Here is a 13,715-nt window from a genome sequence, read left to right as displayed (position 1 = left end):
AAAAAAATGGTTGGCATGATTTGTGATGGCTGAAAGCCATGATTGATCTTGCCGTGCCATTTGCGCCGTGTTGAACTGCAGCCGTCGCCAATGTTACGTGCGCTCCTCCCGAGGGTGGCTGAAGTGACTAGGTATCTGCTTCTGGCGTTGCTGGCATTTGCAGGTGGTGCAGCGGCAACGGCCGATGTAACGCTCGAGCTCGACGCAGCCGAACGTGACTGGCTGGCCGGCAACCGCTCGGTCAGCATCTGTGTCGACCCGGACTGGCTGCCGTTCGAGATGCTCAATGCCCGCGGGGAGCATGAAGGGATCGCTGCCGACCTGCTGCGGCTGGTAGCACAACGGGCGGGGCTGCAACTGGATATCGTGGCGACCAGCGACTGGGGCCAGTCGGTGGCATTCTCCCAGGCCGGCCGCTGCCAGCTGCTCAGCTTCCTCAACCAGACGCCCGTGCGCGATACCTGGCTGATCTTCACCCAGCCGCTGTTCACCGACGCCAACGTGGTCATCGCGCGGGAAGATCATCCGTACGTGGCCGATCTGTCTGCTCTCGATGACGTGACCGTCGCGCTGCCGGTCGGCACCTCCGTCGAGGAAAGCGTGCGGCGGGACTTTCCCCGGTTGCGCGTCATCAGCACCGACACGGATGCCCAGGCGCTGGCGCTGGTGAACGAGCGCAAGGCCGACCTCACCGTGCGCTCGCTGACCGTGGCTGCCTACACCATTCGCCGCGAAGGCTGGTTCAATCTGAAGATCGCCGGGCAGCTGACGAGTCTCGACAATCAGTTTCGCATCGGCGTGCTGAAGAGCGAGCCGGTGCTGCGCGACATCCTGGACAAGGCGATCGCGACGATCACGCCGGGCGAGCTGAACCAGATCGCCAACAGGCATGCGCCGATTCGCGTCGAGTCAGGCACCGACTACCGTCTGGTCGTGCAGATCGTCGTGGTCTTTTCGGTGATGCTGCTGACCAGCCTGTTCTGGATCGGCCGGCTGCGTCGGTTGAACGAGCAGCTGCAGGTCAAATCGCAGACCGATCCGCTCACCGGCCTGGCCAACCGCGCCGCCCTGGATCGGCGTTTCGCCAGGGCGCTGGAGCAGGCGCGGCGTTACAGCCGGCCGCTGTCGATCGTCATGCTGGATATCGACCATTTCAAATCCATCAACGACGAGTTCGGCCATCAGATGGGGGACCGCGTCCTCAAGGAGTTCGCCGACCTGCTGGTATCCGGTCTGCGCGGCAGTGACGCCGTGGGCCGCTGGGGTGGGGAGGAGTTCCTTCTGCTGTGCCCGGAAACCAGCAGCCAGCAGGCTGCAGCGTTTGCCGAGCGCCTGTGCGAGCAGTCGCGGGCGCTGTCTTTCAGTACTGGCCAGACGCAGACCCTCAGCGCCGGTGTCGCCGAGCTAAACGCGACGGACACGGTGGACAGCCTGCTGCGCCGTGCCGATGCTGCGCTGTACCGCGCCAAGCATGAGGGCCGGGACCGCGTCTGCTGCCATGCGCCGGACGAGCAGGCAAGCTGAGTGGCGGTGCTCAGTGCTTGCCGGGTTTGCGTAGGCGCACGTAGAGGTCCTTGCCGCCGGTGGCGCTGCTGCCCCGTGATTCCAGGTCGAAGCGCTTGGGCTGGTTGGCGATCAGGTCGCTGAGCTTCTTGCAGCCATACAGCCGCGGATCGAAGGCCGGACGCAGCTTGCTGATGTTCTGTCCGAGAGTGCCCAGCTGAATCCAGTCGTCTTCCTCCGAAAGGTCGTCGAGCACCTTGGCGATGAAGTCCACCGGCACCTGCTGACATTTGATGGTGTCGCCCTTGTCGCCGGCCTTCGGCGGTTTGCTGCTTTCTTCCACCTGCGCCGCGGCCGCGGCGAGCTTTTCCGATGACGGTGGCTCGGATGTCGTTTTGGCGGCATCGGCGCGCAGGATTTCGGTGTAGATGAACTTGTCGCAGGCAGAGACGAAGGGCGAGGGCGTCTTCTGCTCACCAAAGCCGTACACCGTCAGGCCCTCTTCGCGGATGCGCGCGGCCAGACGCGTGAAGTCGCTGTCGCTGGAAACCAGGCAGAAGCCGTCGAAACGCCGCGTGTAGAGCAGGTCCATGGCGTCGATGATCAGCGAGCTGTCGGTGGCGTTCTTGCCCGAGGTGTAGGCGAACTGCTGGATCGGCTGGATCGAGTAGTCGAGCAGCACCTTCTTCCAGCTGCCGAGGTTGGGTTTGGTCCAGTCGCCGTAGATGCGCTTGACGCTGGCGACCCCGTATTTGGCGATTTCCTCGAACAGCCCTTCGACGATGGCGGCGGGCGCGTTGTCGGCGTCGATCAGCACGGCGAGGTGCTTCTGCTTGTTCGAACTGTTGGGCTTGCTGGCCATGCTTCTTCCCTGGACTGGAGATCGTCCGACCATAACGCCGACCACCGTGCCCTGGCCATAGCGGCGTGCTGCCAACGCCTGCCGAACTCGGTTAGCATGCGCGGCTTTGATCACATGGATTGCGGTGCATGGAACAGCGAGGCACGCTGAAAAGCTGGAACGACCAGAAGGGCTTCGGCTTCATTCGCCCGGAGCAGGGCGGTGAAGATGTCTTCGCGCATATCTCGGCCGTGCATGGTGAGCGTCGGCCGCTGGTTGGTGATCGTGTGCTCTACGTGTCGGGGCGCGATCCCCAGGGTCGGCTGCGTGCCGAGCATCTGCGGCTGGATGCGCCGCTGACGCTGGACCAGCCAGCGATTCGCCAGCGCCCGGGCAGTCAGCGCAAGCCGGACGAGCAACAGGCCCGTCCGCGCGCGACGGCGCGGGCCGCTGGCAAGCCTGCTCGCCAGTTGGTCGCCGGCAACATCCAGCAGCTTCCCCTCAAGCTGGTGCTGTTCGGGCTGCTCTGTCTGCTGCCGTTGGCGGGTAGCCTCCTGCGCCTCGGTGCGGTGTTGCCGTTGGCGATCTATGCCGTCGCCAGCCTGCTGACCTTCGTCCTCTACTGGCGCGACAAGCACAGCGCGCTGAAGGATCGCTGGCGCACACCGGAAACCACACTGCATTTCTTCGAGCTGGCCGGCGGCTGGCCGGGTGCGCTCGTGGCGCAGCAGGTCTTTCGCCACAAGACCCGCAAGCTGAGCTATCAGCTGGCGTTCTGGCTGATCGTGGTGCTGCACCAGGCGTTCTGGATCGATCTGCTGTTCGTTGGTAGCGGCTTTACCCGCGAGCGGCTGGACTGGCTGTTGCGGCTGCTGTGAAACGCGAAAGCCCGGCGAATGCCGGGCTTTCGGACGAGCATCGCGGCTCAGACTTTTCTGACGAACTCGGACTTCAGTTTCATCGCGCCGATGCCGTCGATCTTGCAGTCAATATCGTGGTCGCCGTCGACCAGGCGGATGTTCTTCACCTTGGTGCCGACCTTGACCACCAGCGACGAGCCCTTGACCTTGAGGTCCTTGATTACCGTGATGGTGTCGCCATCCTGCAGTGTGTTGCCTACCGAGTCCTTGATCACCTTGTCGCTTTCGCTCGCGGCAGCCGCGCCGTCAGTTGCGGACCACTCATGGGCGCACTCGGGGCAGACCAGCATCTGGCCGTCTTCGTAGGTGTATTCGGAGTTGCATTTGGGGCAGGGTGGCAGCGAGCTCACGGCAGATCCTCAGGGGGCGGGATGCGGAAAGCCGTGCATTGTATAAGGTTTTGTTACAAATTTGGGGCCGCCGTGGAATCCAGGCTGGCCGGATTCCACGTGGTTTCACGGAGTAGCGCTTACTTCACGGCGGTGAGGCGCTCGTTGCCAGCGCGTAGCTCGCTGTAGCGATGTTCCAGTTCGCGGCGGATTTCGCGGCGCTGGTAGGCCTGGGCGAAACGACGCTGCTGTTCAGGCGTCTTCGGGTTTAGCGGCGGTACCGGTACCGGTTTGCCGTCTTCGCCGAGGGCGACCATGGTGAAGAAGCAGCTGTTGGTGTGGCGTACGGTCTTCTCGCGAATGTCTTCGGTGACGACCTTGATGCCGATCTCCATCGAAGTGGTACCGGTGTAATTGACCGAGGCGAGGAAGGTGACCAGTTCGCCAACATGCACGGGCTGGCGGAATACCACCTGATCCACCGAGAGGGTGACGACGTACTGCCCGGCGTAGCGGCTGGCGCAGGCGTAGGCGACCTCGTCGAGATACTTGAGCAGCGTGCCGCCATGTACGTTGCCGGAAAAATTGGCTTTGTCCGGCGTCATCAGCACGGTCATGGTCAGCTCTGCATGTCCATCTAGCATGGGGGTTACGGCTCCTCGGTGGTGAAGGGTTGCTACTTTAGTCGAATGCCTCCTTCCTGTCTGGCGTTTCCATCAAAACGCTTCATCGATTTTTTCTATCGTCAATGCGGCAAAGGCGCGCACTTCTGTCATTTGGCGGAAAAAGCGCCAGCTACGGCATGAGTGTCCTGCTCCCTGGGCAGGGCCGGCAGCGGTCTGTGACGTGGCGCACGGATGGCGCCGGCGCCTCGCACAACAGCACTTTTGTTGACCTGTGCCGGGGTCCGCTGGCCTGGCGCTTCTTATAGTCGGATGCCCACAAAATCCCTGACTATTTCAGTAACGGATGCCTCCTCATGCGTACGCTCGCTCTTGCCCTGCTCGCCTGCTTCGTTCCGCTGACTCATGCCAGCGAGGCGGTCGTCGAGCGCTTCAACTACGTCATGGCCGATGAGCAACGGCGCGAGCAGGCCAGCCTGGCCGGTCAGGAACGCGCCGTGTTCTGTTCCTATTGCCACGGCGAAACCGGCAACAGCAAGCGCAAGCACATTCCCAATCTTGCCGGGCAGAATCCGCGATACCTGTTCCACGCCTTCGAGAAGTTCGCCAGCGGCGAGCGCACCGACTTTGTCATGTCCAAGCTGGCGCAGAATCTCAGCATGGAGGAGCGGGTGAACATCGCGGTGTTCTTCAGCCAGCAGAAGGTCAATCCGCCGGAAGGTGCGACGGATGCAGCCTTGCGCAATACCGGCGAGAAGATCTTCCAGACCACCTGCACCGGCTGCCATGGCGCGCATGCGGAGGGCATGGAGACCATGCCGCGGCTGGCCGGACAGCCCGACGAATACATCCGCAAGGCATTGACGCGTTTCCGCGAGAACGATCCCAGCCGCGCAGGTTCGGTGATGATTGGCGTCGCCGCGCAGCTTTCCGCGACAGACGTGGAGGCGCTGGCGGCCTATCTCTCGCAGCTGAAGCTGACGCCGGCCGAGGAGATGGCCAACATCAACCGTTTGCGCAACGTTACAGCCGCCGCTCAGTAACGCTGGATCTGCGCCGGCGTGCGGCGCATCAGTACTTCGCCATTGCGCACCGAAAGCAGGGCATGGCCCTGGGTGCGCAGCATCTCGTAGTCGTCCGGCGCCGACAGCACCAGCAGGTTGGCCGGGCGCCCCACTTCCAGTCCGTAGCGCTCGCCCAGGTTCAGCGTCCGTGCGCTGTTGTCGGTGATCAAGTCCAGGCCGCGCTGCAGGTCCTCGTAGCCGAGCATGTGACAGATGTGCAGCCCGGCTTCGAGGATGCGCAGGATGTTGCCGTTGCCCAGCGGATACCAGGGGTCGACGATGGAATCCTGACCGAAGCAGATGTTCATCCCGGCGCGGTCGATCTCGGCCACACGGGTCAGGCCGCGGCGCTTGGGGTAGGTGTCGAAGCGGCCCTGCAGGTGGATACTCTCGGTCGGGCAGGAAACGAAGTTGATCTTCGACATCTTGAGCAGGCGGAACAGCTTGGAGCAGTAGGCGTTGTCGTAAGAGCCCATCGCCGTGGTGTGGCTGGCGGGGACGCGCTCGCCCATCTCGCGCACACGGGCTTCCTCGGCGAGCACTTCGAGAAAGCGTGACTGTGGGTCGTCGGTTTCGTCGCAATGCACGTCCACCATGCAGCCGCTGCGCTCGGCCAGGTCCATGAGGAACTTGATCGAGCTGACGCCCTGGTCGCGGGTGTTCTCGAAGTGCGGAATGCCGCCGACCACATCGGCGCCCATGCCGATCGCCTCGGTCATCAACTCGCGACCGCCCTTGAACGACTCTATGCCCTCCTGTGGGAAGGCGACGATCTGCAGGTCGATCAGGTGGCGGGTTTCCTCGCGCACCTCGATCATCGATTTGAGCGCCGACAGCGTCGGGTCGGTGACGTCGACGTGGGTTCGCACATGCTGGATGCCGTGGTCGACCAGCATGTCGATGGTCTTCTTCGCCCGCGCCTTGGTGTCCTCGTGGGTCACCAGCGCCTTGCGCTCGCCCCAGCGTTCGATGCCCTCGAACAGCGTGCCGCTCATGTTCCATGCCGGCTCGCCAGCGGTGAGGGTGGCGTCCAGGTGAATGTGCGGCTCGATGAAGGGTGGCACCACCAGATTGCTGGCGGCGTCGATGTCGCCCTCGTTGGCTTCGGCTGGTGCCTGCTGCGCGCTGATGGAAGCGATGCGTGCGCCGTTTAGTTCGATGCGGTAGAGGCCGCTGCGGCCGCGCAGGCGGGCGTTGAGGATGTTCATGGTGACTCCTTGATCAGCGTGCGTCGGTTTGCGTCAGCACCGTGCGCGACAGGGCCAGGCGCTGACCCTCGTACAGCACAATATAGGCTGCGGCGGCCACCAGTATGCCGACGATGGGCGCCACCCAGGGCGAGAAATAGGCGCAGGCGGCGCCCAGCACATAGGCCGCCAGGCCCAGGCTGTTGTATTTCGGCAGGCGCGCCTCGGCCAGTTTCGGGTATTGCCCGCGATGACGGTAGAAGTAGTCCGCCATGATCACGCCGCCGATGGGCGGAATGATCGAGCCGAGCAGGATCAGGAAGGGGATCAGCAGTTCGTACATGCCGCCCAGCGCCAGCAGCGTGCCGACGAAGGCGCCGCCAAGGGTCACCAGGCGGCGGCGCTCGGTGCGCAGCAGGTTGCAGCCGGCCGCGGCAAAGTTGTAGATGGTGTTGTCCTGCGTGGTCCAGAGGTTGAGAAAGAGCATCACCACCGCGGCCATCGACAACCCCTGCAGCACCAGCACTTCGACGATATCCGGCTGCTGGTAGACGATTGCTCCGTAGGCGCCGGCAACGATCATCAGGCCGTTGCCGATGAAGAAGCCGATCAAACTGGCCCATACCGCGACCTTGCTGCTGCGGGCGAAACGCGTCCAGTTGGTGGCCTGGGTCGCGCCGCTGACGAAGGTGCCGAAGATCATGGTGATGGCCATGCCGAGGGTCAGGGTATCGCCCGGTTGCACGGCGAGCAGGCCGTCCAGCCCGCCAATGTCACGGGTGGCGGTCCACAGCGAAGCGATCAACAGGATCAGCATCGCTGGCACCGCGATGCGCGAGAGCAGGTCGAGGCCCTTGTAGCCGACGAAGGCGGTCAGGCAGAAGCCGAAACCGAACAGCACCATCAACGGCAGCGTCCAGCTTTCCGGCAACTCCAGCAGCCGCACCAGGACGATGGCGATGGTCGCCGTTCCCCAGGCGTACCAGCCGATCTGGGTGAAGCCGAGCAGGAAGTCGGACAGCCGGCTGCCGACTTCACCGAAGCAGAAGCGCCCCATCAGTACCGAGTTCAGCCCGCTGCGGCAGGCGATCAGACCGAGCACCGCGGCATAGGCGCCGAGCAGCAGATTGCCGATCACCGCTGCCCAGAGCATGGTCTTGAAGTCGAAGGCGAGGCCGATCTTGCCGCCGGCGAACATGGTGGCGGTGAAGAAGGTGAAGCCGAACAGCAGGATTGAGGTGGACCACAGCCCCTTGCGCGCGCCGGCTGGCACTTCGCTCAGGGGGTAGTCGGTATCGACGGGCTGTTTCATGGTGGATGCTCCGCAAGGTGGATGCAGCCAGATTGCAGATGCCATGCCATTGCTGACCGATCGGCCAACTCAGCGCGTGGCGCTATGACGCCGTCATCAAGGCTGGCTCGTGCTGGTGCAACGAGCTGGCTGCGCGCACCGGAATGGCGCCCTAGCGCGAAGCACCCACAAGCGGAGCGACATTCTCTCCCCTGCTGGCCAGCGAGTGCGATCCCGGCCAGCGCAAGGCATTGCTCCAGGCGCTGCGCGGACGTGGTGCGGACCTGAGTGCCACCCACCCGCCGGGCAACAGCGTGGAAAGCCGGCGCGCGGCGAGATCCGCACCCGCTGACTGGCTTGGCTGGGCGTCTCAGTAGCTCTTGTAGGGCAGGAACTTGCCGGACAGCACGACGTTGACGCGGTCGCCCTTGGGGTCGCTCTGGCGCTGGATATCCATGGAGAAGTCGATGGCGCTCATGATGCCGTCACCGAATTCCTCGTGGATCAGCTCCTTGATGGTGGTGCCGTAGACGTTGACCAGCTCGTACCAGCGGTAGATCAGCGGGTCGCTCGGCACTGCGGTGGGCAGCGAGCCTTTGTAGGGCGCGATCTGCAGCCAGGCGACGGCTTCGTCGGAGAGCTCGAAGAGCTGCCCCAGGGTTTCGGCCTGGGCCTTGTCGAAGGCCATCTGACCGAGGCAGCCGGCGGTGGTCCACTCCTTGGACATGCCGATGCTTTCGGCGACATGCGCCCACTTCAGGCCCTTGCGCACTTTGGCGGAGACGATCATCTGGGTGACCTGTTCACGACTGCTGATCATGGCGAATCCTCATCTGGCGAATGCGAGTCGATGGCCGCACGGGCGCGGCGGGCCTCGGTCGATGCAGGTTCGGTGCCAGGGGATTCAGTCGTATTCGGCCGCTTCGTGCTCGCCGAGCAGACGACGCTGGCGCGGCGTGGCGGCAGCCAGCACCTCGGGATTGAAACGGAAGTGCAGGTAGGGCGAGTACTTCTGCGCCACCATGCGCCGACCATAGTGGATCTGCAGCAGGTAGCGGCTGCGCACGGCGCTGCGGTTGCGGCTGCCGGCGTGCCAGAGGTCGCTGCGAAACAGCAGCACGTCGCCGGCCTTGCACAGCACCGGCTCGGCCGCGCGGCCGCGCCACTGCGTTTCGCCCGGGCGCGGCCTGCGTCCGGCGCGGTGGCTGCCGGGAATCACCAGGGTCGGGCAGAGGTCGGCGTCGATGTCGTCCAGGTACAGGTGCGCGGTGCAGACCTGCATCGGCAGCTCGAAGGCGGGGTCGGCCAGCAGGCTTTCCGGCAGCTCCATGGCCAGGTAGTCGGCATGCAGCTCGCCGCCGATAAAGCCCGGGCGGCTGCGCCAGGCGGTCTGGCCGATGATGTGGCAGTCCGTGCCGAGCGCCGACTCGGCCAGTTCGATCACGCCGGACAGATCGAGAAAGCGCAGCCAGAACGGCGAGCGATTGAAGACGCACGTGTAGTGGTCGTCGACCAGGCCCTGGTAGTCCCAATGGATGGGTTCGAGCCGGTCGATGGCTTCACGCAGTTCCATGATCGTTGGCGGATCGATCACCGCGGGCAGCAGCACGAAGCCATGTTGGTGCAGGGCGGCGAGCTGTTGCTGGAGGTCGCTGGATTCAGGCATGGCGGCGCTGGCGGATGACTTTCGCTCAGCATAGGCAGCGTGGGCACGCGTTGAAAGCCGGCTGAAAGCTTGCTGCGCTACTGTGCCGGCGCTGCTTCGGCAGCCAGCTGCGTGGTCACGAGCCGCGCGACTGTCTCCTCGCTCCGGCGCACCCGGCGGCGTCGCCAGAAGCGGCGTCACCGGCGCGCACCTTCACATCGTTCAGGCCTGCACCACCCGTGCAATGGCCCTGGCCAGATCGTCCAGGCGCTCGGCATCCAGCCCGGCGACGTTGGCGCGACCGCTTTCCACCAGATACACCGAATCTTCGGCGCGCAGCCGGCGTACCTGCTCGGCGGTCAGGCCGGTGTAGGAGAACATCCCGCGCTGCTGGGCGATATGCGCAAAGCGCTCGGCCAAGCCGTATGGCATCAGCGCCTCGACCAGACCGCCGCGCAGGCTGGCGATGCGCCGGCGCATGCGCTCGACCTCGTCCTGCCAGATCTGCCGCAGCGGCTCGTCGGCGAGGATCGTCGCCACCACCGCGGCGCCGTGGGCCGGTGGCGTCGACCAGAGGTTGCGGGCCAGCGACGCGAGCTGGCTGCGCACGTCGAGCAGACGCTCGGCATCGCTGGTGACGGCGATCAGCGCTCCGGTACGCTCGCGGTAGAGGCCGAAGTTCTTCGAGCAGGAACTGGTGATGAGCATCTCCGGCAGCGTTTCGGCGAACAGTCGAACTGCCCAGGCGTCCTCTTCCAGTCCGTCGCCGAAGCCCTGGTAGGCGAAGTCGAACAGCGGCAGCAATTCGCGTGCGCGCACCACGTCCAGTACCCGCAGCCAATCGTCGTGACTCAGGTCGAAGCCGGTGGGGTTGTGGCAGCAGGCGTGCAGCAGCACCACGTCGCCAGGCGGCACCTGTTGCAGCGTGGCGAGCATGCCGTCGACATCGAGGCGGTTGTCGGCGCCGACGTAGGGGTAGTGCTGCACGCGCAGGCCGGCGGCGGCGAACAGGGTTTCGTGGATCGGCCAGGTGGGATCGCTCAGCCAGATGCTGCGCCCGGGCAGGCATTTGGCGATGAACTCGCCGGCCAGGCGCAGCGCGCCGGTGCCGCCCGGCGCCTGGGTGCAGCCGGCACGCTGCTCGCCGAGGGCAATGGCGCGGCTGCCGAGCACCTGACGCAGCAAGAGGGCACCGAACTGGGCGTCGCCGTGGCCGCCGATGTAGCTCTTGGTCTGCTCACTGTCCACCAGGCGCTGCTCGGCCAGCTTCACCGCGCGCGGGATCGGCGTCAGGCCCTGGGCGTCCTTGTAGACGCCGACGCCGAGGTCGAGCTTGGCCGGGTTGGTGTCGGCGCGATACAGGTCCATCAGGCCGAGGATCGGGTCGCCGGGCACGCGGGGAATCTGGCCGAAGTGCATTACTTGCGGCCCTCCGCGCTGGCGGCGAGCTGGTCGGTACGCGCGGCCATGATGAAGTCGTTGCGGTGCAGGCCGCGCATCTCATGGCTCCACCAGGTGACGGTGACCTTGCCCCATTCGGTGAGCAGGGCGGGATGGTGGCCGACCTCCTCGGCGATGGCGCCGACGGCATTGGTAAAGGCCAGGGCGTGGCGGAAGTTGCGGAACAGGAAGACACGCTCCAGCTCCATGTGGTCGCCGCGCACTTCGATGTTCCAGTCGGGGATTTCGCGGATCAGTTCGGCCAGTTCTTCATCGGATACCTTGGGCGCATCGGCGCGGCAGGCTTCGCACTGGGCTTGGGCGAGGGCGGTCATGTTAGTGGTCCTTTTGTTTGATGATTGGAAAGGGTAGGTGAAATGGCGAGGCTTACTGGCCGCGTGGATAAGCCTTCGGCGTTATCCACCCTACAAAGTAGGAGGCTTCGCGGCCAGGTTCCTTCCGCAGGGTTTAGATCAGCGTAGGGTGGATGGCCACCCCGTGGAAAACCGCGAAGCGTTTTCCACGCGTCGGCTTCGACCAGCGAAACGCGTGGACAAGCCTGCGGCGTTGTCCACGCTACGCCGCCTTCGGCGGAAACTTCGGCTGGTGCAGGCCCATGCGCATGGCCTCGCGCACCATCGCCATGATGTCCTGCTGGGCGAGGTCGAACAGCTGCTTGAGGTCCGGCAGGACGAAGTACAGCGGCTGCAGGATGTCGATGCGATAGGGCGTGCGCATCGCCTCCAGCGGGTCGAACGGCTGGTGCTCGGGTTCGGCGGACAGGCTGTAGAGCGTTTCCTTCGGCGAGGAAAGGATGCCGCCGCCATAGATGCGCCGGCCGGCGGGCGTATCCACTAGGCCGAACTCGACGGTCATCCAGTACAGGCGGGCAAGGAACACCCGCTCCTCCTTGCTGGCCTCGAGGCCGAGCTGGCCGTAGGTGTGGGTGAATTCGGCGAACCACGGATTGGTCAGCAGCGGGCAGTGACCGAAGATCTCGTGGAAGATGTCCGGTTCCTGCAGGTAGTCCAGCTCTTCCGGGGTGCGGATAAAGGTGGCGACGGGAAAGCGCTTGCTCGCCAGCAGTTCGAAAAAGCGTTGGAAGGGGATCAGCGCCGGTACGCGCTCCACCTGCCAGCCGGTGGTTGCCTCCAGCACACGATTGATCTCGCCGAGCTGCGGGATGCGCTCGCGGGGCAGGGCGAGCTGGTCGAGGCCGTCGAGGTATTCCTGGCAGGCGCGTCCTTCGAGCAGCTTCAGCTGCCGCTCGACCAGCGTCTGCCACACCGCGTGTTCGGCGTCGGGGTAATGAATGTGCCCCTGCGCGTCCGGTTCGCGGGCTACGTAGTGGGTCGTCTTCATCGGTACTCCTGGCCGCTTGGGCATCTTGTTGTTGCCCTCATTCGAACGCGAAGACGTACCCTCGGCGAGTCCCGCTGTGGCGCGATGTCGCACCTTGCCTGGTGTTGTCTGTAAGGAAAGTCTGACGTTTTCGTCAGTGGCCGGATCGGCGGCATTGCCAGGCGGCTTATCTGGCAAATAATCTTGACGGAAATTTGCGGCGCTCGACCGAAGCGCCGTCGGCCCCACAACAAAACAACAGGGCTTCGCCATGCGTATCAAGATTCTCTGCCAGAACCGCGTCGGCATCCTGCGCGACATGCTCAACCTGCTGGTCGACTACGGCATCAACGTCGCCCGCGGCGAGGTCGGCGGCGAGCAGGGCAACGCCATCTACCTGCACTGTCCCAACCTGATGAACCTGCAGCTGCAGGCCCTGCGGCCGAAGATCGAGGCGCTGCCCGGCGTTTTCGAGCTACGCAAGGTCAGCCTGATGCCCAGCGAGCGGCATTCCCTGGAACTCAACGCGCTGCTCGGCGCGCTGGAATTCCCGGTCCTGTCCATCGACATGAGCGGCGCCATCGTCGCCGCCAACCGTGCTGCCGCGCAGTTGCTCGGCGTGCGCGTCGACGAGGTGCCGGGCATGAGTCTGTCGCGCTACGCCGAGGACTTCGACCTGCCCGAACTGGTGCGTGCCAACAAGGCGCGGATCAACGGCCTGCGGGTGAAGATCAAGGGCGACGTGTTTCTCGCCGACATCGCCCCGCTGCAATCCGAACACGACGACAGCGAGGCATTGGCCGGCGCGGTACTGACCCTGCATCGCGCCGACCGGGTCGGCGAGCGGATCTACCAGGTGCGCAAACAGGAGCTGCGCGGCTTCGACAGCATCTTCCAGAGCTCGAAAGTGATGGCCGCGGTGGTACGTGAAGCGCGGCGCATGGCACCGCTGGATGCGCCGCTGCTGATCGAAGGCGAGACCGGCACCGGCAAGGAGCTGCTGGCGCGCGCCTGTCACCTGTCCAGCCCGCGCGGGCAATCACCGTTCATGGCGCTCAACTGCGCCGGCCTGCCGGAGTCGATGGCCGAGACCGAGCTGTTCGGCTACGGCCCTGGTGCGTTCGAGGGTGCGCGCCCGGAAGGCAAGCTCGGTTTGCTGGAACTGACGGCTGGCGGCACGCTGTTTCTCGATGGCGTCGGCGAGATGAGCCCGCGGCTGCAAGCCAAGCTGCTGCGCTTTCTGCAGGACGGCGGCTTTCGTCGGGTCGGCAGCGACGAGGAGGTTTATCTCGATGTGCGGGTGATCTGCGCGACCCAGCTCGATCTCTCCGAGCTCTGCGCCAGCGGACAGTTTCGCCAGGATCTGTATCACCGGCTGAACGTGCTGTCGCTGCATATCCCGCCGCTGCGCGATTGCCTCGACGGCCTGCAGCCGCTGGCGCTGCACTTCATCGACCAGGCCAGCCGGCAGATCGGCTGTCCGCTGCCGACGCTCTCGCCGCAGGCGCTGGAGCGGCTGGGCGGCTACCAC

Annotated in this window: 14 protein-coding genes; 4 read left to right on the top strand and 10 right to left on the bottom strand. The window is 64.8% G+C overall.

From position 1 onward, the window contains the following. The first annotated feature begins 123 nt into the window (after positions 1-123). Positions 124-1,524 carry a diguanylate cyclase gene (locus tag F753_RS34415; protein ID WP_031297565.1) on the top strand — a complete coding sequence of 467 codons (1,401 nt, stop codon included), beginning with the start codon at positions 124-126 and terminating at the stop codon, positions 1,522-1,524. Positions 1,525-1,534: 10 nt separating this feature from the next. On the opposite strand, the gene F753_RS34410 is transcribed toward F753_RS34415, so the two are convergent. Then, positions 1,535-2,365, bottom strand: coding sequence for an NYN domain-containing protein (locus F753_RS34410; protein WP_023445044.1), 831 nt, complete (start codon positions 2,363-2,365; stop codon positions 1,535-1,537). A 128-nt stretch (positions 2,366-2,493) separates the two neighbouring features. Between F753_RS34410 and F753_RS34405 the strand changes: the two genes are divergently transcribed. Further along, positions 2,494-3,222: a DUF1294 domain-containing protein gene (locus F753_RS34405; protein ID WP_023445043.1), complete on the top strand. Its 729-nt coding sequence runs from the start codon at positions 2,494-2,496 to the stop codon at positions 3,220-3,222. A 47-nt stretch (positions 3,223-3,269) separates the two neighbouring features. Here the strand turns inward: F753_RS34405 and F753_RS34400 are convergent, their stop codons facing one another. Both F753_RS34400 and F753_RS34395 read right to left on the bottom strand, forming a co-directional pair. After that, complete coding sequence (locus tag F753_RS34400) at positions 3,270-3,614, bottom strand: zinc ribbon domain-containing protein YjdM (protein ID WP_023445042.1); 345 nt, start codon at positions 3,612-3,614, stop codon at positions 3,270-3,272. Positions 3,615-3,733: 119 nt separating this feature from the next. Beyond that, positions 3,734-4,237 (bottom strand): acyl-CoA thioesterase, encoded by a 504-nt coding sequence (locus F753_RS34395; RefSeq protein ID WP_014819134.1) that lies wholly within the window; start codon positions 4,235-4,237, stop codon positions 3,734-3,736. Between the two features lie 335 nt (positions 4,238-4,572). Between F753_RS34395 and F753_RS34390 the strand changes: the two genes are divergently transcribed. After that, entirely contained in the window at positions 4,573-5,259 is a 687-nt protein-coding gene (locus F753_RS34390; RefSeq protein WP_023445041.1) for a c-type cytochrome, read from the top strand. Here F753_RS34390 and codA read toward each other — a convergent pair. From codA to phhA, 7 genes are all read right to left on the bottom strand, one after another. Beyond that, positions 5,253-6,488 (bottom strand): cytosine deaminase, encoded by a 1,236-nt coding sequence (gene codA / locus F753_RS34385; protein WP_023445040.1) that lies wholly within the window; start codon positions 6,486-6,488, stop codon positions 5,253-5,255. The two genes, F753_RS34390 and codA, sit on opposite strands and share 7 nt — an antisense overlap. A gap of 13 nt (positions 6,489-6,501) precedes the next feature. Next, positions 6,502-7,779, bottom strand: a complete 1,278-nt coding sequence (gene codB, locus F753_RS34380) for a cytosine permease (protein ID WP_023445039.1) — start codon at positions 7,777-7,779, stop codon at positions 6,502-6,504. A 349-nt stretch (positions 7,780-8,128) separates the two neighbouring features. After that, entirely contained in the window at positions 8,129-8,578 is a 450-nt protein-coding gene (cynS, locus tag F753_RS34375; RefSeq protein ID WP_023445038.1) for a cyanase, read from the bottom strand. A gap of 84 nt (positions 8,579-8,662) precedes the next feature. Then, positions 8,663-9,424 (bottom strand): phytanoyl-CoA dioxygenase family protein, encoded by a 762-nt coding sequence (locus F753_RS34370; protein ID WP_023445037.1) that lies wholly within the window; start codon positions 9,422-9,424, stop codon positions 8,663-8,665. A 201-nt stretch (positions 9,425-9,625) separates the two neighbouring features. Then, on the bottom strand, positions 9,626-10,822 hold the full coding sequence (locus F753_RS34365) for an amino acid aminotransferase (RefSeq protein ID WP_023445036.1): 1,197 nt from the start codon (positions 10,820-10,822) through the stop codon (positions 9,626-9,628). Next, the gene (locus tag F753_RS34360) at positions 10,822-11,178 is read right to left on the bottom strand and encodes a 4a-hydroxytetrahydrobiopterin dehydratase (protein WP_011914586.1); all 357 of its coding nucleotides are present in this window, start codon (positions 11,176-11,178) and stop codon (positions 10,822-10,824) included. Before F753_RS34360 ends, F753_RS34365 begins: the two co-directional genes overlap by 1 nt. Positions 11,179-11,419: 241 nt before the next feature. Further along, the gene (gene phhA / locus F753_RS34355) at positions 11,420-12,205 is read right to left on the bottom strand and encodes a phenylalanine 4-monooxygenase (RefSeq protein ID WP_023445035.1); all 786 of its coding nucleotides are present in this window, start codon (positions 12,203-12,205) and stop codon (positions 11,420-11,422) included. Positions 12,206-12,455: 250 nt separating this feature from the next. Here phhA and F753_RS34350 point away from each other — a divergent pair. After that, the coding region (locus F753_RS34350; RefSeq protein WP_023445034.1) for a sigma-54-dependent transcriptional regulator at positions 12,456-13,715 on the top strand (1,260 nt) is incomplete at its 3' end.

Origin of the sequence: Stutzerimonas chloritidismutans AW-1 (genome assembly GCF_000495915.1) — a bacterium.
In the GTDB taxonomy this organism is placed as follows: Bacteria; Pseudomonadota; Gammaproteobacteria; order Pseudomonadales; family Pseudomonadaceae; genus Stutzerimonas; species Stutzerimonas chloritidismutans.
The sequence above is the reverse complement of the archived record's forward strand: the minus strand, read 5'-3'. Positions and strand labels throughout refer to the sequence as shown.

Bases quoted from the DNA above. Each gene is read 5' to 3' on its own strand.
- codB (WP_023445039.1), bottom strand. From the start codon at position 7,779: ATGAAACAGCCCGTCGATACCGACTACCCCCTGAGCGAAGTGCCAGCC.
- cynS (WP_023445038.1), bottom strand. From the start codon at position 8,578: ATGATCAGCAGTCGTGAACAGGTCACCCAGATGATCGTCTCCGCCAAA.
- F753_RS34395 (WP_014819134.1), bottom strand. From the start codon at position 4,237: ATGCTAGATGGACATGCAGAGCTGACCATGACCGTGCTGATGACGCCG.
- F753_RS34410 (WP_023445044.1), bottom strand. From the start codon at position 2,365: ATGGCCAGCAAGCCCAACAGTTCGAACAAGCAGAAGCACCTCGCCGTG.
- phhA (WP_023445035.1), bottom strand. From the start codon at position 12,205: ATGAAGACGACCCACTACGTAGCCCGCGAACCGGACGCGCAGGGGCAC.
- F753_RS34405 (WP_023445043.1), top strand. From the start codon at position 2,494: ATGGAACAGCGAGGCACGCTGAAAAGCTGGAACGACCAGAAGGGCTTC.
- F753_RS34365 (WP_023445036.1), bottom strand. From the start codon at position 10,822: ATGCACTTCGGCCAGATTCCCCGCGTGCCCGGCGACCCGATCCTCGGC.
- F753_RS34360 (WP_011914586.1), bottom strand. From the start codon at position 11,178: ATGACCGCCCTCGCCCAAGCCCAGTGCGAAGCCTGCCGCGCCGATGCG.
- F753_RS34370 (WP_023445037.1), bottom strand. From the start codon at position 9,424: ATGCCTGAATCCAGCGACCTCCAGCAACAGCTCGCCGCCCTGCACCAA.
- F753_RS34390 (WP_023445041.1), top strand. From the start codon at position 4,573: ATGCGTACGCTCGCTCTTGCCCTGCTCGCCTGCTTCGTTCCGCTGACT.
- codA (WP_023445040.1), bottom strand. From the start codon at position 6,488: ATGAACATCCTCAACGCCCGCCTGCGCGGCCGCAGCGGCCTCTACCGC.